Genomic DNA, 26,229 nt, shown 5'->3' on the forward strand with positions numbered 1-26,229 from the left:
AAACTACCCAACTCTCATGGCCTTATTTAATTTACACACCTGTAAAAGCGTATACTTTTTTTTATTGTTTACACTAACTAGTTTGTTTGTAACTGGGCAAACTAATATTGCTTTAAGTTCCAACGGTGCTACGGTTACTGCATCAGATTATCATAGCTCTAGTAATGCTTTTCCAGCGAATTTAATTGATGGAAATGCTACCACGCGATGGGCAGCCGACGGTTGGGGTAATTTTGCTACTGTTGACTTGGGTGCTCCTTACCACTTAGGAAGTATTGAGGTGTTAACGTATAATGACCGCTCGTATCAATTTATAGTTTCTGTGTTTGATAGTGCAACTGGAACATTTATAGATGTCATAGATAAAAGTGCCAATACTAAAACAAATAATATAACTGGTGCTTTCCCAGCGAATACAACGGCGCAATATGTTAAAATTACCGTTTCTGGAGCAGATAATTATAAATTGGGTGATTGGGTAAGCTTAACAGAATTTCGAATTTTTGAAGCTAGCACCTCACCAAATAATTTATCTAATGTAGCTAATAGTGATAATAATCCTGCTGTTAGTATTTCAACACCTTATGGAGGAGAAATAGATAATCTTATAGATCAAAGTGTAGATGTAAATCCCGATGACAATGAGCATAGATGGACTTCTACAACCACGGGTTATTCCCAATCTGCCACTGTCGATTTAGGATCGGTGCATTTACTAACTAATTCCACATTAATACCATACAAAGCGAGAGATTATCAATATACTATTGAAACCTCTGTAGATGGTATCACGTACAATACTGTAATTAATAGAAACAGCAATACAGAATCCCTTTTGGCTATAACAGACTCCTATAATTTAGCAATTGCGAGGTATGTGAGATTAAACATCACAGGAGCGTATAGTTATACTGGGGGCGAAGTTTCTGTAAATGAATTTCTCATTTTCGGTATCCCTTTTTACCAACAGTTGGATGCTTATAATGTTATATTAGGTAAAACCGTTTTAGAACAATCAAATCCCAACTTAATTGATCGACAAAGTACTGCTGATAAATTAGTGAATGGAGCCACTCAAGACAATACATTTGATCGCTGGGTTTACGGAAATTCGAAGGTAACAACCTGTCCCGGTAGGCAATATGCAATTTTCGATTTGGGTAAAATTTACACGATAAATCGAGCTGCCCTACAACCATACAAAGATAGAGATTACGGGTACAGCATATCCGTATCTAGCGACAACATGAACTACACAGAAGTTATTGACAGAGAAAACAACAGTAATTACAGCGGTCCTTTCCCTATTGAAGATAGCTTCACTGCAATAGATGCTAGATACGTAAAAATTGATATACTCAATACAGGGACCTATAATCCCAGTGGTGGTTGTTTTTTGAGTTTATCTGAACTAGAAATATTTGGTGAAGAAAAATTTGACGACTTAGGAATGAAATTTGACGGTACTGATGATTATATTGATGCGCCTTCGCTACTTAGTGGCTTGCCTGAAGTTACTTTAATGGGCTGGATAAAACTAGACCCATCGGCTTCTGGTAGTCAATTTATTATGGGGGAATCTAATTTTTATTTAGAAATAAATGGTTCGGGCCACCTTGTGGCTACAGCAAACGGTGCGACTTTAACGAGTAGTAGCACGATAACGCCTGGTATATGGACGCATGTTGCCGCGAGATATGGTAGTGACATGGAGTTGTATATAGATGGCGAAAGGGTAGCTTTTAACTCTAGTGCCTCTGGGAATTTAGGGCTTTCTACTACCAATTTAAACATGGGTAGAAACCCTATAAATAATTCCAATTTTTTTCATGGAGAAATGGATGAAGTGCGAGTTTTCGGAAAAGATCTATCAGCACAAGATATTCAAAAAATGGTATGTCAAGAATTAGATGATGTCAATCCAAATTTTGGAAAAACAATACCTGTACAAATAAGCCCCAATTTAGCAACATCTTTACTAGGCTATTACAAGTTTGATAAATTTCAAAACGATATTCTTTTAGATACTAACGAAAATGTTATTGCTGCTATACATAACGATGGAACCACATTGCGTACCGTGGCTCAAACCGCACCACTACCTTATGAAACCGCAAACGATGGCAACTGGAGTGACACCAACACCTGGTTGCACGGCGATGTTTGGAGTATAAAAGATAATCCAGAAAGTGCAACATCTATTGTGCATGTAAAAAATAATATTAATAATGATGGACTTGACATCACCAACTTGGGGTTAATATTGGATACGGGAGCACAATTTGAAATTAACAACGATAGCAAGCTAGAAAATTCCTGGTATTTAGATATTGGCGATACTGGTTTAATCGATTTACAAGGGGAATCTCAATTGTTGCAAACTACAGAAAGTACCCTAGGCACAGGAACCGGAGAAATAGAACGCGACCAGCAGGGCGTACAAAATTTATATACTTATAATTATTGGAGTTCGCCTGTTAATAATGGTGGTGGTAAATATACTGTTGGCGGTATCTTATTCGATGGTTCGACTAAAGTGACTTTTACAGGTGGCTATGATGGCTCTCAAAGTCCTGTTACCATTTCAGAGTTTTGGTTACATAAATTTGAGAATGCTTTAGCCGATAACTATTATGCCTGGAAACGTGTAAAAAGTTCGGGCGAGCTGTTTGCTGGACAAGGGTTTACCATGAAAGGGACCACGACAAATAAAGACTTAACTGTAGAGCAAAACTATACCTTAAAAGGGATGCCTAACAATGGCGATTTTACCCTTACCTTAAATCCTGGTAATGAGTATTTGGTGGGTAACCCATATCCATCGGCATTAGATGCCAATCAATTTTTAACCGATAACCAAGGTTCTATTGAAGGAACCCTTTATTTTTGGGACCATTATGGTGGTTTTTCTCATTACTTAAAAGAGTATGAAGGTGGCTATGCCATGTATAACCTGTCTGGGTCTGTTGGAGCTGTCGCTAATGGACATCCCGATTTACCTACTGCTGTAAATACAAAAGGTACTAAATTACCAACACAATTTATTCCTGTAGCACAAGGCTTTTTTGTTAAAGCTGATGCTAGTCAATCGAGTACCGATATTGTTTTTAATAACGGCCAGCGTGTTTTCGAACGTGAAAATACGCCAGCAGACAATTCCATTTTTATTAAAGAAACAACAACTAAGGCATCGAAAACAACAGCTGGCAAAACTACTGATGCTAGACCTAAAATTAGGCTTGGCTACCAGTCGCCAAAGGGCTATAAACGCCAGTTATTAACAACCGTAGATAAAAAGGCATCACTTCACTACGATTGGGGTTACGATGCGCCAGTAAACGAAGATAATCTGGAAGATATGTTTTGGCGCGTCGATCAAGCGGAATATTTTATTCAAGGGGTAGATACCATTACCACAAAAACCATTTTACCATTAACCGTTAAAACCCAATCGGGAGGCTTAATAGAAGTTAAAATTGATAGCTTAGAGCATGATGCGCAAAATTATAAGGTCTATTTAAAAGATTACGATACCTATCACGATTTAAAATCGGGACCCTTCTTGGTGATTGTTAATGGCGGATTAATTGAAGACCGTTTTGCCATAGCGTTTTCAAATAATGAAAATGTCTTAGATGTTGTTCATAATAACTTTAAAAGTATAGGCCTCTTTTATAATAAGCACAGTTCGAGCATTATTATTAACAACCCTAAAAGCTTGAATATTGAAGGCTTAAAAGTTGTAAATATGCTGGGGCAAGTGGTTTTTGAACAAGAGATTCAATCTTCCGATAAGCAAATAAGTAGGTCTACCAATGTATCTGAAGGTGTTTATGTGGTTTCAATACAAACTTCGAACACCGAGGTCTTTCGAAAAGTAGTGGTTTCAAAGTAATTAGATGTAATTGTTTAGGTAAATAAACCTAGCCTTTAAGGGTAGCCTAAAAAACAAAAACCCGAATTTGATTGCGATCAAACTCGGGTTTTATCTTTTTTATGCTAAGCCATACTTAATCTTGCGATGCTTCTTTTTTCAAAGCTTTAGCTGCTTCGTTACGTTCAATTTTATGCTCAGGGCGTGTCCATTTTGGTTTTTCACCTAAAGCTTCAATTTTAGAATCTTTAGCTTCAACCGTTTCTGGTTGTACTTTTTTAGTGAATGGTTTTTGGGGTTTTAATCCTAACAATTCAAACATTTTCATGTCTTCATTCACATCTGGATTTGGAGTAGTTAATAGCTTATCACCTGCAAAAATAGAATTTGCTCCAGCAAAGAAACACATGGCCTGACCTTCTCTAGTCATTTGTGTGCGTCCTGCACTTAAACGCACTTGAGTTTCTGGCATCACAATTCTTGTGGTTGCTATCATACGTACCATATCCCAAATAGAAACTGGCTCTTGATCTTCCAAAGGGGTTCCTTCAACAGCTACTAAAGCATTTATTGGTGTCGATTCTGGTTGCGGATTTAAAGTAGAAAGCGCGACTAACATGCCAGCACGATCTTCAATATTTTCGCCCATGCCTATAATACCACCGCTACAAACCGTAACATTGGTTTTACGAACATTATCAATAGTATCTAAACGATCTTGATAACCACGGGTTGAAATCACTTCTTTATAATATTCTTCCGATGAATCTAAATTATGATTGTAAGCGTATAAACCAGCCTCGGCTAAACGCTTTGCTTGATTTTCAGTCACCATACCAAGGGTACAGCACACTTCCATATCTAGTTTATTTATGGTTCTTACCATTTCTAAAACCTGATCGAACTCTTCACCATCTTTTACATTTCGCCATGCCGCGCCCATACAAACGCGTGAGCTTCCGCCTGACTTGGCACGTAAAGCCTGCGCTTTAACTTGATTAATAGACATTAAATCGTTCCCTTCAACATCGGTGTGGTATCTGGCCGATTGTGGACAGTATCCGCAATCTTCTGAACATCCTCCTGTTTTTATAGATAGTAAGGTGGACACCTGAACGGTATTGGGGTCATGATGCAAACGGTGAATGGTTGCTGCTTCATAAAGCAAATCCATAAAAGGTTTGTTATAGATATCTAAAATTTCTTCTTTGGTCCAATTGTGTCTCATCTCACTCATAATAGCCAATACTTAATTTTGGGCAAAAATAGTAATAATATAGGAATGGATTTAGCTTTTGCTTATTAAAATGCTAACGGTATTACCTACGAAACCTATAGCTCTAGGCCTTCCAAAAAGGAAAGCAACTTATTTGTTAGCTTTTGATACTAAAATAGAAACCGCGTTACCACCAAAACCAACAGCGTTTACTAAGATATTTTTAATTCTTTTTGGTTCTTTTTGATGCTTTAAAAAAGGGACACTTATAAATTGCTGTTTTTGAAGCATCAAAACAGCTAATTCGATATTTAAAGCCCCTGAAGCGCCAAAAGTATGCCCAATTTTCCATTTGTTGGTGGTAAGTGCTGGAGGGTTAGGGAACACTTTTTCGATGGCTTTTACTTCCGATAAATCGCCTTTTATAGTCCCTGGTGCATGCATGACAATTACATCGACCTCATCGGGATTTAAATCGCCAAGAGCCATTTTCATCGATTTCTGGAAACACTGGGCATCACTAGAAATAGAAATGTTATGTTTTAAAATTTCGGTTGCATAGCCATAGCCACTAATAATCGCCAAGGCATCCTCCTGAATGCCGGCTTCTAAGCAAGCTACCGATGCACCTTCACCTAACACCATGGTGTTTTTGGTTTTTTCGAGATCTAAGGCGCGACATGGGAATGTTGCTTCGTGCGCTTCGACAAGTTCAGCGTGACCATCGTTTTGAATTTTAACTTGCGAATATATTTTTAGTGCCTGCATTTGCGCTAGGGTAAATGGCGTTAATGGCGCTTCACTTCCTCCAACCAAAAATTTATTACACATGCCCGAATTAATCCAAGCAATACCGTTTAACAAGGCATGCAAAGCTGTAGAACAGGTTATGGAGTGACTTATTTCTGGGCCTCCAGTTTGTAAATCATGAGCCACCCAAGATGCGATATTGCCTAAGGTTGTGGTTGGTGAACTCAATGTTTCAGCCTTGTTGGATTGTAAAAAGGAGTCGTAATAGGTTTCAAAAAGTTCGGTTGCTCCTCGGGAAGAACCTAAATTGATTCCAAAATTATCGCTAGCATGCCATTTGGCTTGTTTTACAGCAGCTCTAGAAGCGTAAATGGCATATAAAACAGAATGATCTAAAGACTTGTATTTTTGATCGGATTGCTTTAAAGTCTCAATATCGCCTTTAGCATGATCCGGAATTTGAGCGACTGGTAGCTCTTGATCCAAAACAGATTTTGAAGTTAAACAATGGTTGTTGTTTAAATAACTTTGCCATACTTCGTCGGGTGTTTTTCCTAAGGAAGAAATAGATGATATGGCGGTTATGGAAATGGGTTGTTGCATAAATATCTCGTCATGCTGAACTCCTGCCTGCGGGCAAGCAAGGTGTTTCAGCATCTCATAATATGGTGATGTGAATCTAAAAAGTTAACATCATTGAAAGTTGTCAAGTAGCGTTTGTTGAAGTTGGTATGTACATTGGAGTTTAAAAACACTTTTGAACACCCCTCAAGGGGACAATCTCTAAAGTTCACTTCAGGCAAATCGCTTGTTAATTTTTTAGATCAAAATTCAGTTTTACGTTAGTTCACAAAAGTACTATTTATGCGTTAGGGATTACTCATTGTTAACATTTTTATTGAAATCGCATCCTTTTTAATTTTCAAAAAACATATTAACGCGACGCCTCTGTGACTCTTAGTGTAGCTCCGTGAATCTTTGAGAAATAAAAACAGCAATTCTTACGCCGAGATGCGCAGAGTTTTCACAGAGACACACAGAGAGAAAACAACTTTGAGATAAAGTAAAAGTTGGCTTTGACACTAATTTCTCTAATTCATTAAACAATATCCAAAGCCTCTTCAATAACCTGATAGATTTTTTCTAACTGAGTTTCCGTAACTACATAAGGCGCTTGAATGTAAATGGTGTTCCCTAGCGGTCGTAAAAACACGCCGTGATCCATGAAAAACTTGAACAGTTTATCACGCAGATTTCCGTAGCGTTGCATTTCTACATCTAAATCTAAGGCAAAAATAACCCCCGATTGTCTGATACCTTTTACTTTAGGATGCTTTTTAATGTGTTCGCCAAAAGTTTGATGTGAGGTTATAATGCGCTGTATATTGCTTTGAATGGCTTCGGTTTGTAGCAATTCTATGCTCGCCAAAGCAGCTGTACAAGCTAGTGGATTTGCCGAATAGGTATGTCCGTGAAAAAGACCTTTCCCGATATCGTCGCTATAAAAAGCATCGTAAATATCTTGTGAACAGGTAGTTAATGCCATAGGAAGTAATCCGCCAGTAAGCGCCTTGCTTAAACACATTACGTCTGGTTTAGTTTCCATATGTAGGGAAGCGAAATGTTTACCGGTTTTACCAAACCCCGTCATCACCTCGTCGGCAACAGTTATAATGTGGTTGCTTTTACAAAATTGCAAAATAGCGTTTAAGTCATTAACATCGTGCATTTTCATGGCTGCTGCACCTTGAACCAAAGGTTCGTAAACAAACCCTGCGACTTTATGGTCTTTAGAGATTTTTTCTAATTGTGCTAAAATAGCCTCTAAATTTTCACCATTTGGAACGGGAATACGTTTCACATCGAGGAAAAATTCTTCAAACGGACCGTTATAAACCGAGAGTCCAGAAACGCTCATGGCGCCAAAGGTATCGCCGTGAAATCCATCCTCGAAAGCAATTAGAGTATTGCGTTTTTCGCCATTATTAAAATGATATTGTAGGGCCATTTTAATACCAATTTCAACCGAAGTGGAGCCGTTATCGCTAAAAAATATTTTTTGCTGATTATCGGGAAGTATGTTGATTAAAGCTTCTGATAGTTTCACGGCAGGTTCGTGTGTAAATCCGCTAAAAACCACTTGATCTAACTGTTTCATTTGTTCTGAAACCCGACTGGTTATGTAATCGTTGCAGTGTCCGTACATACAGGTGTACCACGAGGCGATAGCATCGATATATTCGTTACCATTTTCGTCGGTTAGTATACAGCCCTTTGCTTTTATAATGGCAATAGATTCGGGGTGTAATTTATGTTGGGTAAGCGGGTGCCAGAGATGTTTTTTGTCGCGTTGTTTTAGTGTCATAAGCTTCATTGTCGTCATGCTGAACTTGTTTCAGCATCTCATTATTTAATAAGGTATTTATAGTGGTATTCATATTTTAATGCGACCCTGAAACGCCATGCCTGCCGGCAGGCAGGAGTTCAGGGTGACGTTACGATGATGATCCAAAGACGTTACAAGTTAACTTTGAACTTCTCAGCATATTCCCGAATCACATTTTTATCAAAATACGGTTCTTCATCAACCCTTCCAATAACGCGAGCTTTTGTCATTTTTTTAATGATGTCTTCTGAGGTTTTATGTTCGTTTCCACTGAAAATTAGAGAGACTTCAAATCCTTTTTCCTGTAATAATTTTACGGTTAGAAGCGTGTGATTGATGCTTCCTAAATAGTGTCTAGACACCACAATAACCTTATAATTTGGTTTGATAATATCTAAAATCGTCTTTTCATCATTCAAAGGAACTAACAAACCACCAGCACCTTCAATAACCAAATGATTGTTAGTTTTTGGAGGTTTTATCTGTTTTAAATCGATTTTAACGCCATCAATTTCCGCGGAAGCGTGCGGACTCATAGGCGTGTTTAATGCATAGGCGTTAGGATGAAATTTTGTATTTGTGTTAGAGATTAGGTTTCGCACTTTTTTGGTATCGCAATGGTCTAATTCTCCAGCCTGAATGGGTTTCCAGTAATCGGCTTCCAAAGCTTCTGTTACAATGGCCGAGGCCACGGTTTTACCAACTTCGGTAGAAATGCCTGTTATGAAATAGGTGTTTGTTTTTTTCGTCATGCTGCATGTTTTTCTGTATCGCATTCATACGCCCGTGCAACGTATTGTTTATTTGATATTAAACTCCGTTTGGCACGATTCGCATCTATATTTATGTTTCATATAAAATGGAAGCGATGTAAATAAAACCCCAAAAATAAACCAGAATAATGATTTAGCATCCTTAATTGTTGAAAAGAGGGCAACTTTTTGGCTTTCGCAATTTGGACAAACGATGGTTTGGCCTTCGTCGTCTATCGAATATCTACTTATAGATTCTAAAATATGTTGTGCCTTTAGGGCCTGTTTAGATAGCACTTTTAGTTTCACACCGCCAATGGCGTTGCTCACTAGTGGATCGGTATCGATGGTTAAATTATCGGATAAAAAAACCTGTATGCCTTCGGCTTCCAAACGCCCTTTTACAATTTGGGCTTCGGTAGAGTACTGAAATCGCGCTATGGTTTTAAAACGATTGCTCATGAGGTTATCAAGAGTGCTAGTAATTTTAAAACTTCAGAAATTTGAGCTTCGGTGTTATAGGCGTGTAAACAAAATCGTAAGCGCTCTTGTCCTTTTGAAACGGTTGGAGACAAGATGGGTTTGACATCATATCCTGAATTCTGAATATGTTTGGCTATGTGTTTTACCCGGTCGTTTCCTGAAATGATACAGCAGTGTATGGCCGAATCACTTTCTATAAACAACTTTTGAAGCTGGTTTTTAATGATTTCGGACTTAAAAAACTGGATGTTTTCTTTTAGTTTCTGGCGTGTTTGAGTTTGCTCTAGTGCTGTATAACTGGCATGAATGGTAGCCAAACTGTGAGGCGGGAGTGCCGTGGTGTAAATTAAACTCCGAGAAAAATTAACCAAATACTGTTTTAAAAGGTCGCTAGCCAGAATTGCTGCACCGTGGCATCCTAAGGCTTTTCCGTAGGTTACAATTCTGGCAAACACGGCATTTTCCATGCCTAGGTGTTGTATGAGTCCGCCGCCATGTTTTCCAAAAATGCCAAGGCCGTGTGCTTCATCAAGCACTAAATAGGCCTCGTGCTTTTTACATATTTGCGATAGTTTTTCTAAATCTGGTGAATCGCCATCCATAGAAAAAACAGATTCGGTAGTGACATAAATATGTTGCTTACTTTTATAAGCTCCTTCAGTAAAGCGAAATAACAGTGTTTCTAAATCGCTTAAATCGTTATGCTTAAACTTATAGGCTTTAGCGTTGCTCATAAGTATACCATCGCGGATGGAGGCATGAATATAGGTGTCATATAAAATGATATCGCCACGTTGCGGTACACTGGCAAAAAAACCAATATTAGCATCGTAACCCGAGTTATAAATTAAGGCCGATTCACTGTTATGAAAGTTGGCCAATTGCTTTTCTACTAAGGGATATAATTTATGATTTCCTGAAAGCAATCGTGAACCAGTGGCTCCATTTTGAAGCAGATTTTGAGCTTTTAAAAACGCATGACTTTCATTAAAAATAGTTTCATTTTTTGAAAAGCCTAAATAATCATTTGATGAAAAATCAACGTATGGATTATCCGCACCAAGCTGCCTCAATGCATTTTCAGCATTGCGGTTTTCTAGTTTTTGATGTAATTTTTCAGGAAACATGCCGTAAATATACTTCTTAATTTAAGCATTCTCATAAATTATAAGACTTGATTTCTTTTCACATAATTTCTGTATTTTTGATAACCTATCACATTTAATTTATGAAAACTTCCATCTTTATTTTTCTATTTACCATATCATTTATGGGATTTGCTCAAAATAACCATATTGTGAAAACAGAAGACGGCCGACGTGTATTACTTAAAGCGGATTTTACCTGGGAATATATTGATGCCAAAGCTCCAGAACAAAACGCTATTGAAGCTGCAGTGGCTAAGACGGAAAACACCGAGGGTTGTCAGATTGCAGCCGACTTCGAAGAACCTAAATTAAATTCTAAAATACAAAATCAGCTTAAAAAAGGTAGAGCGACTATTGATCATGTTAAAGAAAAGGTTGCTAGTGATTACGAGTGCCAAGCGAGTGAAGTTATCCTGTTATGGGTTAAAGAACAGAAATCTAAAGCTGTTTACATGTTTTGTGCTAAGGGTACTAAGGTGAAATATAAACGTGTTGGTAATTCTATTATTGAAACCGGAAAGTTTTTTTAGATTATGTTTATTTTAAGTGATTTAACTTGTTTTTTAGTTTCTCACAAACAAAAATTTAAGAGGTAACTTTTGAAAATAGCGGCAGATTTATAACCAATGTTAATGCAGAGTTTATAGGTACTTAAGTTTGCTATATTAGATCAAAATGTTGTGCATTTTATCGTTCCGAAAGATTTAAAAATTGAAACTGTGTCTATTTTTAATTTGCTTGGGCAGCCTCTATATGAGCTTGAAGGGGGTAGTTGTTCTGAAACCTTTGAACTTCCTAATTTAAGTACTGTCTTTATTGCCAAAATAAAACTTTATAACGGTCAAGTTTTGACTAAAAAAGGGGTGAGCAAATATTAAGCTGTTTAGGTTTTGAAATAGTCCCGTTTGAAAATAAATATTAGGTTAAAATAACGATAGAGGCCAAAGCTCTTAATTTAAAACATACCGTAAACCTAAAAATAAGCGCCTCCCTTGGTTTGGTGCGTAAATGTAAGTGGGATCGAAAGTTAAACCATACGGGTTGTCTGGAGTTACAAGCACGTCGCCGTTATTGTCATATGCTACATCTTTATCGAAAGGGTCATGAGCTCGAGCTATAATAAACGGGTTGCCTTTGTTAGGCGTCCAATTCAATAAGTTTTTAACTCCACCATAAATTTCAAAGTTTTTTAAACCGTCAAATGTGAATTGAATGTTTTGAATGCTCCAAACAGGTGATTCGGGTAACCTAGGATCTAAATCCCCTAGGAGAGGCAAACGCATGGGGCCATAAATATTTCCTGTGTAATCTATAGTAGTTTGGTATTTGTAATTTTTATATGAAATACCCCAAGTTCCTGTAAAGTTTTCGGTTAATATTTGGCGCTGTGTGACGTTGTTGTGGGTGGTGGTAACATCTTGCAGGGTCGCCCCTAAAAGGACTTTAATACCGCTTGCTAAATTGGCGTCTAAATTAACGCTAACACCTTTGCTTTCTGCTTTTCCTTCCAAATTAGAGTAAATAATTTGATTGGGATTAGTCTCGTAGTCGGGAGCAATTAAATTAGAAAAATGGGTGTACCAGGCAGAGGCATCTAAGGTGAACAACATACCTTTTTTGCTGTAAAATTGTTGTAAATAATTTAGGTTGAAATTTACGGATTGTTCTGGGTTCAAATTTTCAGTAATAACAACATCTCTCGATCCCGTAAGTGCTGCGTGCTCTTCCGTAAATAGGTTAACAACGCGAAAACCCGTACCAGCATTGAGTCGGATAATAGCCTGGTCCGAAGGTTTAAATCGATAAGCCAATCGCGGTGTAAAAATTGAGCCATGGCGTTTATCGTAATCATAACGAGCACCTAATAACAAACTGTGTTTTCTGTGAAGTATCATTTCATCTTGAACGAAAAGTGACGGAATGACTATTTCATCGGCAGTAGTAGTTGCTGGAGTACTATCATTATAATAATTATACCGCGCTGCAAGTCCGAATAATAAATCATGACCTTTTAAAGGTTTATCCCAAATAAGCTGTGTAAAACCAATACGTTGTTTAGCCAGATAAGGCGTATTGCCGTAAACGGAATTTTGATCATGATCGGTATACGAAAATTGCAGCATCATTTTCTCGGCAACAGGAAGTTGGTAGGTTCCTAGTAATTCGTAACGCGAGGTATAAATGCTCTCTCCATAAACCTCATCGCCACCACGATAAGATGGATTCCATTGCATTTCACCACCCCAACGGTCTTCATAAAAGAATCGCCCTGCAAGTGAAAAAACTCTATTTTTTTTACGCTCAAAATTCCACTTTTGAAAAACCGATATTCTATTTTGAAGTGCTAAATCGGTAAAATTATCATTGTTGTTATCAATAGGATTATTGTAGTTAAAATAATTCACCCCTAAAAGCACATCGGTTTTACTGCCAATTTTTGCTTTAAAACCGACGTCTAAATTCCACTCTCCCCAGCCTGAAACAAAACTATCCGCAAAAAATAAGGGGGCATTTTCGGGGCGTTTAGTGATAATGTTAATTAAACCACCTACCGCTTCACTTCCATAAAGAGAGGAGGCTGGGCCTTTTACGATTTCTACCTGTTCAATAAGTGAATTTGGTATACCCGACAAACCATAAACGGTAGACAAACCGCTTACAATGGGCATACCGTCTATTAAAACTAAGGTGTATGGACCTTCGAGTCCGTTGATGTGAATATCTCCGGTGTTACAAACACTACAATTAATTTGTGGCCGTACACCATTCACATTTTGTAGCGATTCGAAAATATTAGGCGTTGGATTTTTCTTCAGAAAGGCAGGGCTGTACACTTCAACAGGAACAGGGCTGTCCAATCTAGAAACGGCTTTTAAAGTTCCTGTAACAACCACTTCGTCCAGATCTGCAGATGTTTCTAGATTAAAATTTATCACAACATCTTCATTAGCGATACTTATGTCTTTTGATTCAGATTTAAATCCGGTATAAGAGATAATGATGGTATAGCTTCCTGGTTTTATGTTTTTAAGGTTATAACTGCCGTCTTCATTGGTTGTTGTGCCTTGTCGTGTGCCTTTTAAATAAACGTTTGCATAGGCAAGTGGTAAGTTTTCAAATGCCACGTGTCCCGTAATATCTTGACCATTTACAGTTATTGAAGTTATACAAAAAAATATTATTAGATATTTCATTAAATTTAATTTGAACAAATATAAATATATTTTTAGATAAGACTAAAAATAAAAGTAAGAAAATAGATAATATGTTTGAAGTAGGGTTGATATGCTCCAAACTTATGGAAGGTTAAAATTAAAAAGTGTTTAGAGTGTTATACAGAAGCCATGCTGAGATACTTCTCGGGAATGGGTATGATTAAAAAAATAAATTGTTTGTGAAGCCTTTATAATTTATTACTTGTCATATTAAGCTTGTCGAAATATCTCTTAATACTCATAGCCTTAATGGCAACCGCAGTCATCGTTACCACCACAGCCTTTTTTAGGTTTTTTCTTTTTCCAGATGTATTTTCTAACTAAAAACACCACAGCCAAAATAAGCGCTGCAATAACCAATATGTTTTGAATGAAGGCGTTCATGTGTTTTTAGTTAGAATTTATTATTTCAATAATTGAAAGGCTATTAAGGCCACAACATAAGCAAAAATAGACATAATTACTAGTTGTAAAACGGGCCATTTCCAGGAGTTTGTTTCTCGTTTTACAATGGCTAAAGTACTCATACATTGCATGGCGAAAGCATAGAAAAGCAGTAGTGAAATACCTGAAGCAAAAGTAAATAAAGGGCCGCCTAAAATAGGATTCACTTCACCAGCCATTCTATTTTTAATAGTTTCCTCGTCATCGCTACCTACGCTGTAAATAGTGGCTAAGGTACCCACAAAAACTTCACGGGCAGCAAAGGAGCTAATAATCGCAATACCAATTTTCCAATCGTAACCTAAAGGTCTTATGGCAGGCTCGATAGCACGACCCGCAATACCAATATAAGAGTGTTCTAATTTGTATTGGGCTATTTTGTGTTCTAAATCTTCTTCTTCTAAATTATCTGAAGCATATTTTTCTGTGATGATGTTTTCAGCACTATTAAAATTTTCACCTGGGCCATATGATGCTAAAAACCATAGGGCAATAGAAATAGCTAAAATGATTTTACCAGCACCAAAAATAAAGGCTTTGGTTTTTTCAACCACTGTATAAAAAACATTTTTAAGTAGGGGGAGTTTGTAATTAGGCATTTCAATCACAAAAAACGATTTGCTTTTTATTTTCAGGATTTTATTTAAAATGTATGCCGATAGTACAGCTGTTCCAAAACCTAACAAATACAATAGCATTAAGGTAAGTGCTTGATAACTAAAGCCTAGAAAGCTGCCGTCTGGAATGACCAAAGCGATTATAATGAGGTAAACCGGTAATCGGGCCGAGCAGGTTGTAAAAGGTGTTACTAAAATAGTGATAAGGCGTTCTTTCCAGCTTTCAATATTTCTTGTGGCCATAACGGCTGGAATGGCGCAAGCGGTTCCAGATATTAAAGGCACCACACTTTTTCCGCTTAGTCCAAAACGACGCATAATACGATCCATTAAAAATACGACACGACTCATATAGCCGCTTTCTTCTAAAATGGCTAAAAAGAGAAATAGAAAGGCTATTTGTGGAATAAATATAACGATACCGCCTAAGCCAGGAATAATGCCTTCAGAAAGTAAATTTGTAAAGGCACCCGAAGGTAGATGGTCTTTTGTCCATTCACTTAAAAAAGCAAAAGCCGAATCAATCATATCCATAGGCACAGTAGCCCAGTCATAAATAGATTGAAATAAAGCCATTAATATGACAAAGAAAATCACGTAACCCCATATTTTGTGTGTTAAAACACGATCTAGTTTAGAACGTAAATCTTTTGCTTGTGTAGCATCTATAGTTTGTCCTTTTTTAAGAACGTTGTTTATAAATTGATAACGCTTAATGGTTTCTTTTTGCTGAAGTCGTTTTAAGTCGCCTTCACTTTTCGTTTTAAAATCTGCAACAGCATCAAACTCTTTGCGGTCAGTTTTTCCGAAGTTTACATCTTGAGTAATAACGAGCCAAAGTTTGTATAATAACTGATTCGGAAAAGCTTTGCGTAGGTTTTCGAAATAGTTAACATCAATTTGAGCAATATCTAAACAGGGCTCAGAAGGCACCTCTTTGTAATTGGCAATAAGGTCCTTTAGGGTGTCAATGCCCATTTTTTTTCTTGTACTCGTCAGGGCAATTTTTGTTTGTAGTTGTGTTTCTAAATAGTCAATATCTAAAGAAATCCCTTTATAACTCATTCTATCGGCCATGTTTATAACCAATAGGGTTGGGATTTTAAGATCTTTTATTTGTGTGAAAATTAAAAGATTACGTTTTAAATTTTCTACATCGGTAACAACCACAGCAATGTCTGGAAAATCTTTGTCGTTCTGGTTTAACAGCAATTCAATAACCACACTTTCATCAAGTGACGAAGCGTTTAAACTGTAAGTTCCAGGTAAATCAATAATATGCGCTTTAAGGCCTCGTGGTAGCTTGCAAACACCTTCTTTTTTTTCAACCGTAATGCCTGGGTAGTTTCCAACCTTTTGGTTTAATCCTGTTAAGGCATTAAAAACTGAGGTTTTTCCTGTATTCGGATTACCTATTAGAGCTACATTAATCTGTTTACTCATGCCTTACCTTTTCAATTAATATGTGGGTTGCAGTTTCTTTTCTAATAGCAAGATGCGATCCATTTATGTTTAAATACATAGGGTCGTGAAAAGGCGCTAGCTGTACTAACTGTACGGTGTTACCAGGTAGGCAGCCCATTTCTAAAAGTTTTAGAGGAATATGAACGGAAGACACATCGGTAATGATGGCACTTTCACCGTGTTCTAATTGTGCTAAAGTATCTTGCAATGCAATTTAGATTGATTTTAAAGAAGCAAAAATACTTTAAAACTTTAAAACCTAAAAGGTAATGAGTTTATAATATGTAATTATTTTTTTTGGCGTTACCTAAAGGTCGGGCTTTACGTTACAAGTCCTCGCGCTAAAAAAAAGCGCTGTGGGCTTTCCACTGCAATCCCTAACGCAGTGACGTTATCCTAAAAAAAAAGAGACTAAAAAGCAGTGAATAGTCGGTTATACAGTGTGTTGTCGTTAAAAATATCATATTCATCGATTAAAAGTACTGTAGGAAAACTTAATGTTAATTTAACATACAAACACACCAAGCCTGTTGTTTTCTTACGTATATAAGCGTCGTAATTTTGCACCAGTAAAAAATAAAATATGACAACAATTACAAATATTACAAAAGTAGCAGCAGAAACGAAAATAGGAACAGTAACTAAAACCTTTAGCAATACAAGCTCTTTAGTTTGGAATGCCAAAAGACGTTACAAATAAATAAAATAAGATTAAAAAAAGGCGCTTCACATGAAGCGCCTTTTTTTTGCTTTAAACTAAAGTTATTCTTGTTTTAAAATTGTAATATCATCAAGTAGTCGCTCAATTTCTTCAGGGCTGGTGCCATCATAAAACCCTCTAATTTGACGCTTTTTATCGATTAGCATAAAGTTTTCGGTGTGAATCATGTCAAAAGGGCCACCATCGCCGTCTTCTTTTACGGCCAAATAACTTTTTCTGGCCAATTCGTAAATCTGTTTTTTATCGCCTGTAACTAAATTCCATTTCTTGTCGTTTACGCCTTTTTTAATGGCATATCTTTTTAATTGCACAACGGTATCGATTTCTGGAGTAACCGAATGTGAAAGGAGCATAACTTCATCATCATTTAATATGTCTTTTTGAATGCTAGCCATGTTTTTGGTCATAATCGGACAAATAGTAGGGCATGTTGTGAAGAAGAAATCGGCAACATAAATTTTGTCTTTGTAGTCTTCCTGGGTAATCGTTTTACCGTTTTGATTCGTTAGACTAAAATCGGCAATCTTGTGGTATTTCTTTTTGTAATGTAGCGTACTATCAACCAATTCAGGTTGTACCATGGTAGGTTGGTATATAGGCAGCGGTTGGTATACGTTTAAAGTATTGTATATGATTGAAACAATAATAATGGAAACAATCGTGAAAACAATGGCGAATATTTTGTAATCCTTAAAAAATGATAACATAAAGATTGTTATGAAAATTAGATGCCTGCAAAAATACGATGATTCTCTTGTGTCTAAAAATATAATAGATAAGAAATGCCTTAGCTTGGTATGGTTTACATATAAAATGGTGTTAAATCGTATGGCTTTGTTTATTTGTTTTCCCAAAGTTGGTTTAAAACCTTACTTTTGCACGATTATAAAAAATGTTAGACTATTATATGGATTTTGTTATAAAGATTTCTCAGTTTTTACTAAGCCTTTCGTTGCTCATTATTTTGCACGAATTGGGACATTTTATTCCTGCAAAGCTGTTTAAAACTCGTGTTGAAAAATTTTATTTGTTTTTTGATGTGAAGTTTTCACTATTCAAAAAGAAAATAGGGGATACGGTTTATGGGATTGGATGGTTGCCTTTAGGCGGATATGTGAAAATATCGGGAATGATTGACGAGAGTATGGATACCGAGCAAATGGCTAAAGAACCACAACCTTGGGAATTTCGTTCGAAACCAGCTTGGCAGCGCTTAATTATTATGCTTGGTGGGGTTACGGTTAATTTTTTATTAGCCATTGTAATTTATATAGGTATTAGCTTTTTTTATGGAGATACCTTTTTACCTGTTGAAAATATTAATGACGGACTTCTAGTACAAAGCTCTGTGGCTAATAAGGCTGGACTGCATACTGGAGACAAGATTATTGCGGTTGATGGTGAAAAAATTGAAAAATTCTCAGACATCTCAGAAAAGGTGCTTTTTAGTCATGAGGTTGAAATAGAGCGCGATGGTACACCTTCTACGGTAACCATGCCTGTAGACTTTTTATCTCAGTTAATGGATGCTAAGGAAAAAGGTTTTATTAGTTTAAGACAACCTTTTGTGGTGGTGCAAGTATCTGATAGCTCTGCAAATTATTCGAGCGGCTTAAAAAAAGGCGATATCATTGTAGGTATGAATAATCAACCAACAAAATATGCCGATCAAGTTATGGCGTCATTAGAAACATTGAAGGGGCAAGGTATTACAGCAACTATAAAACGCAAGGATCAAGAAATTTCTTTACAACTTAAAGTGAGCTCCGAAGGAAAGCTTGGCGTGGTTTTAGGTGCTAGTACACCAAAAACTTTAGAGGCTTTAGGATATTATAAGTTTGATGTTAAAGATTATGGTTTCTTCGAGTCTATTCCAGTTGGTGTTACAAAAGCAAAGGATAAAGTAGTATCTTACTGGGATCAGTTAGGAGCTATTTTTTCACCTAGTACAGGTGCTTATAAAGGTGTAGGTGGATTTAAGGCTATTTACGATATATTTCCTAGCACTTGGAGTTGGGAGTACTTTTGGAGCATTACGGCCTTTTTATCTATTATGCTTGGTGTTTTAAATTTATTACCGATTCCTGCTTTAGACGGCGGACATGTAATGTTTTTACTATATGAAATGATCTCTGGAAGAAAGCCTGGCGATAAATTTATGGAGTATGCACAGATGGTTGGATTCTTCCTTTTAATTGCTTTAGTGCTTTTTGCAAACGGTAATGATATTTATAAAGCATTATTTGAATAAAATTTTTTTAAAAAATGTTTGCAGATACTAAAAAAGCTTTTATATTTGCACTCGCTAAGCAAAACAGCAACACTCCTTCTTAGCTCAGTTGGTTAGAGCATCTGACTGTTAATCAGAGGGTCCTTGGTTCGAGCCCAAGAGAAGGAGCAACAAAAACCCGATACGAAAGTATTGGGTTTTTTTGTGGATTAAATTGGGCGAGAAGTTTGTGTTGAGCGAAGCCGAAGTGAGGGATCAAGGATCAGTCCTAAAAGTTGGGGACTAGGCATAAATTTGGGATCAAGAGCAAAAGTTGGGGGATTTTAGAATTAAGCAAAAATAGTAGTTAATCTATAGAGGAAGAATTTTACGTTTCTTACGCCTCTGAACTGTGCTCTAAAAGCCTTAATTTTAGCATTGAAAGCTTCTGCTGAAGCGTTGGTACTTCTATTATCAAAATAGTTTAGAATGTTTTGATAGTGAACAGACATGGTTCTGGATATAGTATTAAAGCTTTTAAAGGCTGCTTGTCTAACTTTTTCATCCCATTTAGCTAATCGTGTTAGTGCGGAAGTTTTATCCTGAGTATTGTTAAAAATCCAAGATAAGTTCTGGCATAGTTTGTATGCTTTTTCTATATCAGGATAGTGTTTAAATAGTATCACTGATCTTTTAGCTTGGTTTTCAGTCCACTTATTGCTTGGCTTATAGAGTAAATATCTTCCTCTTGCCAGTAGTTGTTTTAATGTATCTCCGTTTGGAAGTATTTCAGGTGTGTATTTTAAAGATTTACTTCTAGCGTCTTCTATGGCATCATTTTCAAAATCGATGGCTTCCCACCTGTGTTTTATTCTTATTTCTTGCAAAGCGTCCAATGCTAATTTCTGCACATGAAAACGGTCTATAACTAAGCAGGCATTGGGGAATGATTTTTTAACAATGAGTCCCATGTTTCCTGCCATATCCAGAGTCACTTCTTTAACTTTATTTCTTTGTTTTAAAGGAATTTCATGAAGTATTTTTATCACTGTTTCAGCTTTAGTTCCTTTAACTATAGCTACTATAGAGCCTTTCTTTCCTTTGGCATCTTTATTGGTTAAGATGGTGTAGAGTTCGCCATTGCAAAAAGCGGTTTCGTCAAGCGATAGGTAGCTTCCTAGATTCTCAGGGTACAATAGCCAATCTTTTGCATGGGCTTTTTGATCCCAAGATTTAAAATCACTTAAGTGATCTTTGTACTGGCGTTGCAGTTTCTTGCCGTTAACACCGTAGAAAAATCCAATGGTGTGGCAATCCGTAGCTTTAGTATGGACTAATTTCTTTTAAAAAATCAGCAAACTCGGCGGTCATCCGTGTTCCCTGTGCTACTAAATTCCAATCTCTATGAACCACTTCATTGGTTTGCTTATTCAGCCATCTGCGGCGTTTTATATGAAGGTAAACATTTTTACCTCGTATAGGGAAGTCTTGAACGGTAGCCTCAGAAAAGAAGCCTTTGGAATGAAGTTTAGTTCCATTAAATTCTTCGGGAATCGTGTTTAGTTCTGTAAAATAAAAATGTAGTGCTTCTCCTTTAATTTCGTGCTTGTCCAAATCAAAATACTTCATAAGTATTTCTGGAAGTAATAAATTGGCTATGGCTAATAATGAATCTGATGACATTAAAAATTTTTATTCAAAGATCTTCTTTTTTTAAATACTCCCCAACTTTTGTGCTTGATCCAAGAATTTTACGTTTCTCACGCCTCTGAACTGTGTTCTAAAAGCCTTAATTTTAGCATTGAAAGCTTCTGCTGAAGCGTTGGTACTTCTGTTGTCAAAATAGTTTAGAATGTTCTGATAGTGAATAGACATAGTTCTGGATATAGTATTAAAGCTGAGTAGTTACTTACATGGGGTGATAAACATTACAGAGCAAAAACCAAATAATATATGAGTAGGGTATATAGGATTCCTTAAATCATATAAACCAAAAAGACTTTATCTAGTAAAGTCTTTTTGGTAATGGAATTTAAATATTTATAGCGTTAAATTTTGTTATTTTTTTCTTTATGTATTTTTTTAATGCCAAGAGCTATTGCACCTAAAGCCAAAAGGCTTAAGCCGCCATCTATAGGGACACTAGGTGTAGAATCTGGGTCGCAATCATGCGGGTTTCTTCTGTTTTTACGTCCTTTTTTGTCATTGTCTTCGTTTTTTGGTTTTCTTCGCTTGTCAAACCTATTGCTTTTTTCAGAGTCTTGAGGTTGTCTTTTGCTCCATAAATCGTTGTTTCTATCTCCAACTACAGTAGTTAATAGTATGGTATATATTTTTAAACTTAACACACTTAAATCAGCTTCCGAAAAGGATGAACTCACTGTTGTTGAGGCATGTGTTTTTGATGAAATGAAAAAAACAAGCACTATCGCAAACACATTAATGAGCCCAAAAACTGATTTTTTTTTGTTTTTCATCTTGTTAATGTTTAATATTTATAATAGTGTACATAAAAGTAACCAGGAATTTAATTCAGAAACTTTTTCGACTCCATTTTTCGATATATCGTGCTTTTTTTACTTTGAAACACAATCTTATGTTAATTTTATCGATGAACGTAAACAATTAATAATTAGGCGATTGCAATGTTTTTGGCTAACACGGTTCGATTTGTGCCAGTGATTTCGGAGTTACTGTGCCGTTGATTTCGGTTTAAATTGTGCCACACGGAAATTGAGTTAGCTAAAAACGGTTTGATTTGTGCCAATGTTTCCGTTTCGATTTGTGCCACTTTAAGAGATCAAGTAATTACCTTATTGCTCTAAAAAGCGATATGGCCAACACACTTGATCCAATGGACCTAAAACAAATTATCAACTTAAAACAAGATGGTTATAGTAACCGTCAAATTGGAGCCACACTTGGCATTTGCCGCAACACTATAAATAGCTATATACACCTATTTAAAGGTAGTGGTTATAGTTTTAAGGAGTTATTAAAGCTAGACAACCACACCCTAGAAAAGCTCTTTACATCTCATACAACCATAAATAACAAACGCTATGATGAATTGATGTTTTATTTTGAAAGTATTAATAAGGCTCGGAACCACCCAGGATTTACTTTTTTGTACCACTACACAGAATATAGTCAAAAGGTTAAAGACCCTTATAGTTACACTCAATTCATGGAGCATTACCATCGTAAATATGCCAAGATCAAGGGGTCTATGAAACTTGAACACGAGGCAGGGAAAGAGATGTTCGTGGACTTTGCTGGAAAAAAACTTCAGATAGTAGACAAAATCACAGGCGAGATACTTCCAGTAGAGGTCTTTGTTGCCATGCTCCCTAACAGTCAGTATACCTATGTTGAGGCTTGTATGAGCCAAAAGCGTGAAGATTTTATAAGTTGTTGCGAAAACGCCCTTCATTTCTACGGGGGAGTACCCAAGGCCATCGTATCAGACAATCTAAAATCAGCCGTTACCAGATCTAGTAGATACGAAGCTCAGGTTAACCGTAGTTTTAAAGACTTTGCCCGCCATTACAACTGCGTGGTCAATCCAACGCGTAGTTACTCCCCTCAAGATAAAGCGCTGGTGGAAAACGCGGTGCATCTAGCTTATCAACGGATTTATTATCCCCTTCGGGAAATGACCTTTTTTTCTTTAGCAGATCTAAACAAAGAGATAAAACTTCTGCTAGAGTGCTACAACAACCTATTATTCCAACGCAAAGAAGCTAGTCGTCTGGAGCTCTTCCAAAGCGTCGAACGAGAGTATCTAAAACCCTTAAGCAGTACACGCTACGAGATAAAAGAATATAGAAGAGCTAAGGTTCAGAAAATAGGCTATATCTATTTTTCACCAGATAAGACTTACTACAGCGTTCCATATCGTTACATTGGCAAGGAAACCACGCTACACTATACCAAAGGCATGGTAGAGGTGTATTATAATCAACAGCGCATAGCTATACACCAACGTAGCGGTTCCAAAGGCGCATACATAACCAACAAGGATCACCTTAGTAGTTCTCATAAACAATACAGCCAGTGGAGTCCGCAATACTTTAAGAACAAGGCAGCTGTCCATGGTAGTTATGTTGCAGCATGTGTCGAGCGGATTATTGCTGCGTTGGATTATCCTGAAACAGGGTATAAAAGAGCTATGGGCGTTATACAACTCCATAAGTCTTATGGCTCCCAAAGGTTAGATAATGCTTGCAAAAGAGCCATACAGGCTGATGCTGTAAGCTACAACAGGATAACCAACATACTGAAGAATAATCTAGATCAAAGCTCCTTATTCCTACAAGAAGAAACAGACCGAGGTTCTCATATCCCCAAGCATGCGAACATCCGTGGGGCATCCAATTATAAGTAAAAACAACACGAAAAAATCACTTAAATTTTATACATATATGAATACAAATCACACCATCGAAAAACTCAGAAAAATGAGATTAACAGCTATGGCTGAACTCCATCACAACCACCTTAGTGATAACCGAATAGAGTGTCTTACGCCAGATCAATATCTAGCATTGCTTACCGATCACCAATGGGAAGACCTTCAGAATAGAAAGATAAAAAGGCTTACAACGCAAGCAGCCTTTAAGCAGGGAGCTACACTTACAGATATTAATTACCTGCACAACAGAAGCTTGGACAGAAATATGTTCGAGCGTTTGGCTACTCTAGATTTTGTACAAAAAAAGGAAAACTTGATTATCACAGGATCCTCTGGAGTGGGTAAAAGTTATATAGCTCAGGCATTGGGACATCAAGCTTGTATGATGAATAAAAGAACCCTATACACAAATACTGCTAGACTGATGAAACGATTAAAACTAAGTAAAGTAGATGGCACTTACCTTAAAGAACTTGCAAAACTATTAAAAGTAGATCTGCTTATCCTTGATGATTTTGGTTTACAGAGCTTCGACAATCAGAACAGAGAGGCGCTTATGGACATAATCGATGAAAGACATGATAAAAAAGCAACGATTGTAGCTTCACAAATACCTGTATCCGCTTGGTACGATATTATCGGCGAAAGCACTATCGCTGATGCGATACTAGATCGTATTGTAAATTCATCGCATAGGATAAACCTTACTGGAGAATCCTTGAGAAAAGGTAAGTTGAAAGAACAGTATTAATTAAATTTAACTATTATTGTATGATCTCTTAAAGTGGCACGGTTTGACCGAAATACGTGGCATGGTCACTCCGAAATAGCCATTTTTTGTTAATTTTAAATAAAAACCAGACAAACGGTTGTTTTTAAAGTGGTAAGGACTTTATTTCTGCTATTGTTTTCTTTGAATTTCCAATAAAAATAGAATCATCAATAATAATTACAGGACGGCTTAAAAAAGTATAATGTTCTAAAAGGTAGTATTTCAAGTCGCGTTCTGTTAGATTTTGGTTTTTTAAATCCATTTCTTTGTAAAGCTTTGCTCTTTTACTAAATAAAGCTTCGTAACTTCCAGAAAGCGTTTTCATTTGGTCTAATTGATCAACAGTTAAGGGTTCGGTTTTTATGTCTTGCAGAACGAATTCAGAAGATAAGTTTAGCTCTTTTAATATGCGTGAACAGGTACTACAAGTCTTTAGATAATATACTTTTTTCATAAATTAAGATTTTTGGTAAAACAAATTAAAAGTATATTTATAGAAAAATAAATTAAAATGGATTTTACATTTGAAGTTTTAATGAATACTAGGAATATATTTAAAGGTATTATAGAAACATGTTCCTTGAACGAAGTAAATAAAATCCCTGAAGGGTTTAACAATAATATTATTTGGAATATCGCTCATAGTATAGTGACACAGCAATTGTTATGTTACAAACTTTCGGGATTAGAAGCTACCATACCAACACATCTTATCAATAGGTATAGAAAAGGTACTAAGCCTGAAGGCGCTATAAGTCTGGATGAGCTTCATGAGATAAAAGACATATTGAATTCTAGTATAGAAAAGACGCAGAAAGATTATAGCCAAGGTGTTTTTAAAACCTATACCGAGTATACAGTATCAACAACTGGGAATACGCTCAGCCGAATAGAGGATGCCTTGCAATTCGCCGTGATACATGAAGGTATTCATTATGGTTATATATTGGCTTTAATGAAAGCTTTAAAAAAGTAAATAAGACTCAATTTCGTTGTAAGGTACTTTAAATTCGATAATGCCTTCAGAATAGGCAGCGATTTCAAATGTGTTGTATAAAAAAACAAGACCGTCTTCTGTATAAGCCATATTTGAAGGTAGGATAAATTGGTCTTGATTTAATAGTATGCTTTTGTCCTCAATTGTTTTTTTGTAATAGGGTTCAGCAATTTTTTTTACCGCGTCTATATCGCTAAAAAGTGTTTTGTTGGCTATTAATTGGCCGTTTTCAGCATTAAAATTTAGGAAGGTAATTTTTAAATTTCCATGGGCGCCACCTGTATTGGTATAGGAGGTAATGGCTATACTGATAATCGTTTTCGATTGATATAGTACCTCGCCATCAATTTGAGCCTCCCAAATTTGGGGACTTTCAGGAAAATCTCTTTTTAAAGCTTCATATTCGTTTACAAAATTTGTTACACTTTCGTTAATAGATTTTGTTTGAGTGTTTTGGTTATCTATAGTTCCTATTTGAATAGAGGAAATTACGTTTTGCTGTATGCTTTGATTAATGAGATAAGCTGCAGACGCTTTGCCAGAAGCTCTTGGGATGTTTATTTCAACGATGCTGTTGTTTTTTGGTGAGATGTGTACTTCAGAAAAGCTAATATTAAATTCTTTATCACAAGATAAGTATAACAGTATTGCTAAGTAAATGAATAGGTGTTTGAAATTAGATATCGTTTGTGTAAGGGATTTTTTCATAAATGTCAATTTACTTATTATACCTCAATGTTTGAGTTTTTGAGAATGCGTAGAGAAGA

The 26,229-nt window shown here is 36.4% G+C and carries 23 protein-coding genes and 1 tRNA gene; 7 read left to right on the forward strand and 17 right to left on the reverse strand.

Annotation, left to right across the window (positions count from 1 at the left end):
* Positions 1-16: 16 nt before the first annotated feature.
* Entirely contained in the window at positions 17-3,895 is a 3,879-nt protein-coding gene (locus tag C1A40_RS07720; protein WP_102995410.1) for a discoidin domain-containing protein, read from the forward strand.
* 115 nt (positions 3,896-4,010) lie between these two features.
* On the opposite strand, the gene bioB is transcribed toward C1A40_RS07720, so the two are convergent.
* From bioB to C1A40_RS07750, 6 genes are all read right to left on the reverse strand, one after another.
* Positions 4,011-5,111, reverse strand: coding sequence for a biotin synthase BioB (bioB, locus tag C1A40_RS07725; protein WP_102995411.1), 1,101 nt, complete (start codon positions 5,109-5,111; stop codon positions 4,011-4,013).
* Between the two features lie 129 nt (positions 5,112-5,240).
* A complete protein-coding gene (locus C1A40_RS07730) occupies positions 5,241-6,443 on the reverse strand; it encodes a beta-ketoacyl synthase N-terminal-like domain-containing protein (protein ID WP_102997162.1) in 1,203 nt (400 codons plus the stop codon).
* 496 nt (positions 6,444-6,939) lie between these two features.
* Complete coding sequence (gene bioA / locus C1A40_RS07735) at positions 6,940-8,205, reverse strand: adenosylmethionine--8-amino-7-oxononanoate transaminase (RefSeq protein WP_102997163.1); 1,266 nt, start codon at positions 8,203-8,205, stop codon at positions 6,940-6,942.
* Positions 8,206-8,357: 152 nt separating this feature from the next.
* A complete protein-coding gene (gene bioD / locus C1A40_RS07740; protein ID WP_102997164.1) occupies positions 8,358-8,978 on the reverse strand; it encodes a dethiobiotin synthase in 621 nt (206 codons plus the stop codon).
* A gap of 48 nt (positions 8,979-9,026) precedes the next feature.
* Positions 9,027-9,440 (reverse strand): putative signal transducing protein, encoded by a 414-nt coding sequence (locus C1A40_RS07745; protein WP_102995412.1) that lies wholly within the window; start codon positions 9,438-9,440, stop codon positions 9,027-9,029.
* Positions 9,437-10,588: an aminotransferase class I/II-fold pyridoxal phosphate-dependent enzyme gene (locus C1A40_RS07750; RefSeq protein ID WP_102995413.1), complete on the reverse strand. Its 1,152-nt coding sequence runs from the start codon at positions 10,586-10,588 to the stop codon at positions 9,437-9,439. The genes C1A40_RS07745 and C1A40_RS07750 overlap by 4 nt, the downstream gene beginning before the upstream one ends.
* 101 nt (positions 10,589-10,689) lie before the next feature.
* On the opposite strand from C1A40_RS07750, the gene C1A40_RS07755 reads away from it, so the two are divergent.
* Entirely contained in the window at positions 10,690-11,139 is a 450-nt protein-coding gene (locus C1A40_RS07755; protein ID WP_102995414.1) for a DUF3157 family protein, read from the forward strand.
* 420 nt (positions 11,140-11,559) lie between these two features.
* Here C1A40_RS07755 and C1A40_RS07765 read toward each other — a convergent pair whose 3' ends face one another.
* From C1A40_RS07765 to C1A40_RS07790, 5 genes are all read right to left on the reverse strand, one after another.
* A complete protein-coding gene (locus tag C1A40_RS07765) occupies positions 11,560-13,803 on the reverse strand; it encodes a TonB-dependent receptor (protein WP_102995416.1) in 2,244 nt (747 codons plus the stop codon).
* 267 nt (positions 13,804-14,070) lie between these two features.
* The gene (locus C1A40_RS07770) at positions 14,071-14,208 is read right to left on the reverse strand and encodes a FeoB-associated Cys-rich membrane protein (protein WP_102995417.1); all 138 of its coding nucleotides are present in this window, start codon (positions 14,206-14,208) and stop codon (positions 14,071-14,073) included.
* A gap of 20 nt (positions 14,209-14,228) precedes the next feature.
* The gene (feoB, locus tag C1A40_RS07775) at positions 14,229-16,328 is read right to left on the reverse strand and encodes a ferrous iron transport protein B (RefSeq protein ID WP_102995418.1); all 2,100 of its coding nucleotides are present in this window, start codon (positions 16,326-16,328) and stop codon (positions 14,229-14,231) included.
* Positions 16,321-16,557, reverse strand: coding sequence for a FeoA family protein (locus tag C1A40_RS07780; RefSeq protein ID WP_067145183.1), 237 nt, complete (start codon positions 16,555-16,557; stop codon positions 16,321-16,323). The genes feoB and C1A40_RS07780 overlap by 8 nt, the downstream gene beginning before the upstream one ends.
* A gap of 554 nt (positions 16,558-17,111) precedes the next feature.
* Positions 17,112-17,777 carry an SCO family protein gene (locus C1A40_RS07790; RefSeq protein ID WP_102995420.1) on the reverse strand — a complete coding sequence of 222 codons (666 nt, stop codon included), beginning with the start codon at positions 17,775-17,777 and terminating at the stop codon, positions 17,112-17,114.
* 200 nt (positions 17,778-17,977) lie between these two features.
* On the opposite strand from C1A40_RS07790, the gene rseP reads away from it, so the two are divergent.
* Both rseP and C1A40_RS07800 read left to right on the forward strand, forming a co-directional pair.
* Complete coding sequence (gene rseP, locus C1A40_RS07795; protein WP_102995421.1) at positions 17,978-19,321, forward strand: RIP metalloprotease RseP; 1,344 nt, start codon at positions 17,978-17,980, stop codon at positions 19,319-19,321.
* 73 nt (positions 19,322-19,394) lie between these two features.
* A tRNA-Asn gene (locus C1A40_RS07800) sits at positions 19,395-19,468 on the forward strand.
* Positions 19,469-19,629: 161 nt separating this feature from the next.
* Here C1A40_RS07800 and C1A40_RS07805 read toward each other — a convergent pair.
* The 4 genes from C1A40_RS07805 to C1A40_RS07820 all read right to left on the reverse strand — a co-directional run bounded on the left by C1A40_RS07805 (position 19,630) and on the right by C1A40_RS07820 (position 21,756).
* Positions 19,630-20,583: an ISAon1 family transposase gene (locus C1A40_RS07805; protein WP_102995422.1), complete on the reverse strand. Its 954-nt coding sequence runs from the start codon at positions 20,581-20,583 to the stop codon at positions 19,630-19,632.
* Positions 20,584-20,602: 19 nt separating this feature from the next.
* Entirely contained in the window at positions 20,603-20,962 is a 360-nt protein-coding gene (locus tag C1A40_RS07810; RefSeq protein ID WP_102994345.1) for an ISAon1 family transposase N-terminal region protein, read from the reverse strand.
* A gap of 30 nt (positions 20,963-20,992) precedes the next feature.
* A complete protein-coding gene (locus tag C1A40_RS07815; RefSeq protein ID WP_277871395.1) occupies positions 20,993-21,166 on the reverse strand; it encodes a transposase in 174 nt (57 codons plus the stop codon).
* 161 nt (positions 21,167-21,327) lie between these two features.
* On the reverse strand, positions 21,328-21,756 hold the full coding sequence (locus C1A40_RS07820) for a PID-CTERM protein-sorting domain-containing protein (RefSeq protein ID WP_102995424.1): 429 nt from the start codon (positions 21,754-21,756) through the stop codon (positions 21,328-21,330).
* Positions 21,757-22,112: 356 nt separating this feature from the next.
* Between C1A40_RS07820 and istA the strand changes: the two genes are divergently transcribed.
* Together istA and istB are read left to right on the forward strand one after the other, a co-directional pair.
* A complete protein-coding gene (gene istA, locus C1A40_RS07825) occupies positions 22,113-23,666 on the forward strand; it encodes an IS21 family transposase (protein ID WP_102995425.1) in 1,554 nt (517 codons plus the stop codon).
* A 37-nt stretch (positions 23,667-23,703) separates the two neighbouring features.
* Positions 23,704-24,444, forward strand: a complete 741-nt coding sequence (gene istB / locus C1A40_RS07830) for an IS21-like element helper ATPase IstB (RefSeq protein ID WP_102995426.1) — start codon at positions 23,704-23,706, stop codon at positions 24,442-24,444.
* Between the two features lie 124 nt (positions 24,445-24,568).
* Here istB and C1A40_RS07835 read toward each other — a convergent pair whose 3' ends face one another.
* Entirely contained in the window at positions 24,569-24,919 is a 351-nt protein-coding gene (locus C1A40_RS07835; RefSeq protein WP_102995427.1) for an arsenate reductase family protein, read from the reverse strand.
* Positions 24,920-24,976: 57 nt separating this feature from the next.
* Here C1A40_RS07835 and C1A40_RS07840 point away from each other — a divergent pair, with 57 nt between their 5' ends.
* Complete coding sequence (locus tag C1A40_RS07840; protein ID WP_102995428.1) at positions 24,977-25,441, forward strand: DinB family protein; 465 nt, start codon at positions 24,977-24,979, stop codon at positions 25,439-25,441.
* Here C1A40_RS07840 and C1A40_RS07845 read toward each other — a convergent pair.
* Positions 25,430-26,170, reverse strand: coding sequence for a DUF3298 and DUF4163 domain-containing protein (locus tag C1A40_RS07845; RefSeq protein WP_102995429.1), 741 nt, complete (start codon positions 26,168-26,170; stop codon positions 25,430-25,432). The genes C1A40_RS07840 and C1A40_RS07845 overlap by 12 nt on opposite strands.
* Between the last annotated feature and the right edge of the window lie 59 nt (positions 26,171-26,229).

The organism is Tamlana carrageenivorans (assembly GCF_002893765.1).
In the GTDB taxonomy this organism is placed as follows: domain Bacteria; phylum Bacteroidota; class Bacteroidia; order Flavobacteriales; family Flavobacteriaceae; genus Pseudotamlana; species Pseudotamlana carrageenivorans.

What these genes read in the sequence shown, in the direction of transcription:
- C1A40_RS07765 (WP_102995416.1), bottom strand. Translation starts at nt 13,803, where the DNA reads ATGAAATATCTAATAATATTTTTTTGTATAACTTCAATAACTGTAAAT.
- feoB (WP_102995418.1), bottom strand. Translation starts at nt 16,328, where the DNA reads ATGAGTAAACAGATTAATGTAGCTCTAATAGGTAATCCGAATACAGGA.
- C1A40_RS07730 (WP_102997162.1), bottom strand. Translation starts at nt 6,443, where the DNA reads ATGCAACAACCCATTTCCATAACCGCCATATCATCTATTTCTTCCTTA.
- C1A40_RS07750 (WP_102995413.1), bottom strand. Translation starts at nt 10,588, where the DNA reads ATGTTTCCTGAAAAATTACATCAAAAACTAGAAAACCGCAATGCTGAA.
- C1A40_RS07745 (WP_102995412.1), bottom strand. Translation starts at nt 9,440, where the DNA reads ATGAGCAATCGTTTTAAAACCATAGCGCGATTTCAGTACTCTACCGAA.
- C1A40_RS07755 (WP_102995414.1), top strand. Translation starts at nt 10,690, where the DNA reads ATGAAAACTTCCATCTTTATTTTTCTATTTACCATATCATTTATGGGA.
- C1A40_RS07845 (WP_102995429.1), bottom strand. Translation starts at nt 26,170, where the DNA reads ATGAAAAAATCCCTTACACAAACGATATCTAATTTCAAACACCTATTC.
- istB (WP_102995426.1), top strand. Translation starts at nt 23,704, where the DNA reads ATGAATACAAATCACACCATCGAAAAACTCAGAAAAATGAGATTAACA.
- C1A40_RS07820 (WP_102995424.1), bottom strand. Translation starts at nt 21,756, where the DNA reads ATGAAAAACAAAAAAAAATCAGTTTTTGGGCTCATTAATGTGTTTGCG.
- bioA (WP_102997163.1), bottom strand. Translation starts at nt 8,205, where the DNA reads ATGACACTAAAACAACGCGACAAAAAACATCTCTGGCACCCGCTTACC.
- C1A40_RS07720 (WP_102995410.1), top strand. Translation starts at nt 17, where the DNA reads ATGGCCTTATTTAATTTACACACCTGTAAAAGCGTATACTTTTTTTTA.
- bioD (WP_102997164.1), bottom strand. Translation starts at nt 8,978, where the DNA reads ATGACGAAAAAAACAAACACCTATTTCATAACAGGCATTTCTACCGAA.
- C1A40_RS07770 (WP_102995417.1), bottom strand. Translation starts at nt 14,208, where the DNA reads ATGAACGCCTTCATTCAAAACATATTGGTTATTGCAGCGCTTATTTTG.
- bioB (WP_102995411.1), bottom strand. Translation starts at nt 5,111, where the DNA reads ATGAGTGAGATGAGACACAATTGGACCAAAGAAGAAATTTTAGATATC.
- C1A40_RS07835 (WP_102995427.1), bottom strand. Translation starts at nt 24,919, where the DNA reads ATGAAAAAAGTATATTATCTAAAGACTTGTAGTACCTGTTCACGCATA.
- istA (WP_102995425.1), top strand. Translation starts at nt 22,113, where the DNA reads ATGGCCAACACACTTGATCCAATGGACCTAAAACAAATTATCAACTTA.
- rseP (WP_102995421.1), top strand. Translation starts at nt 17,978, where the DNA reads ATGGATTTTGTTATAAAGATTTCTCAGTTTTTACTAAGCCTTTCGTTG.
- C1A40_RS07810 (WP_102994345.1), bottom strand. Translation starts at nt 20,962, where the DNA reads ATGTCATCAGATTCATTATTAGCCATAGCCAATTTATTACTTCCAGAA.
- C1A40_RS07840 (WP_102995428.1), top strand. Translation starts at nt 24,977, where the DNA reads ATGGATTTTACATTTGAAGTTTTAATGAATACTAGGAATATATTTAAA.
- C1A40_RS07790 (WP_102995420.1), bottom strand. Translation starts at nt 17,777, where the DNA reads ATGTTATCATTTTTTAAGGATTACAAAATATTCGCCATTGTTTTCACG.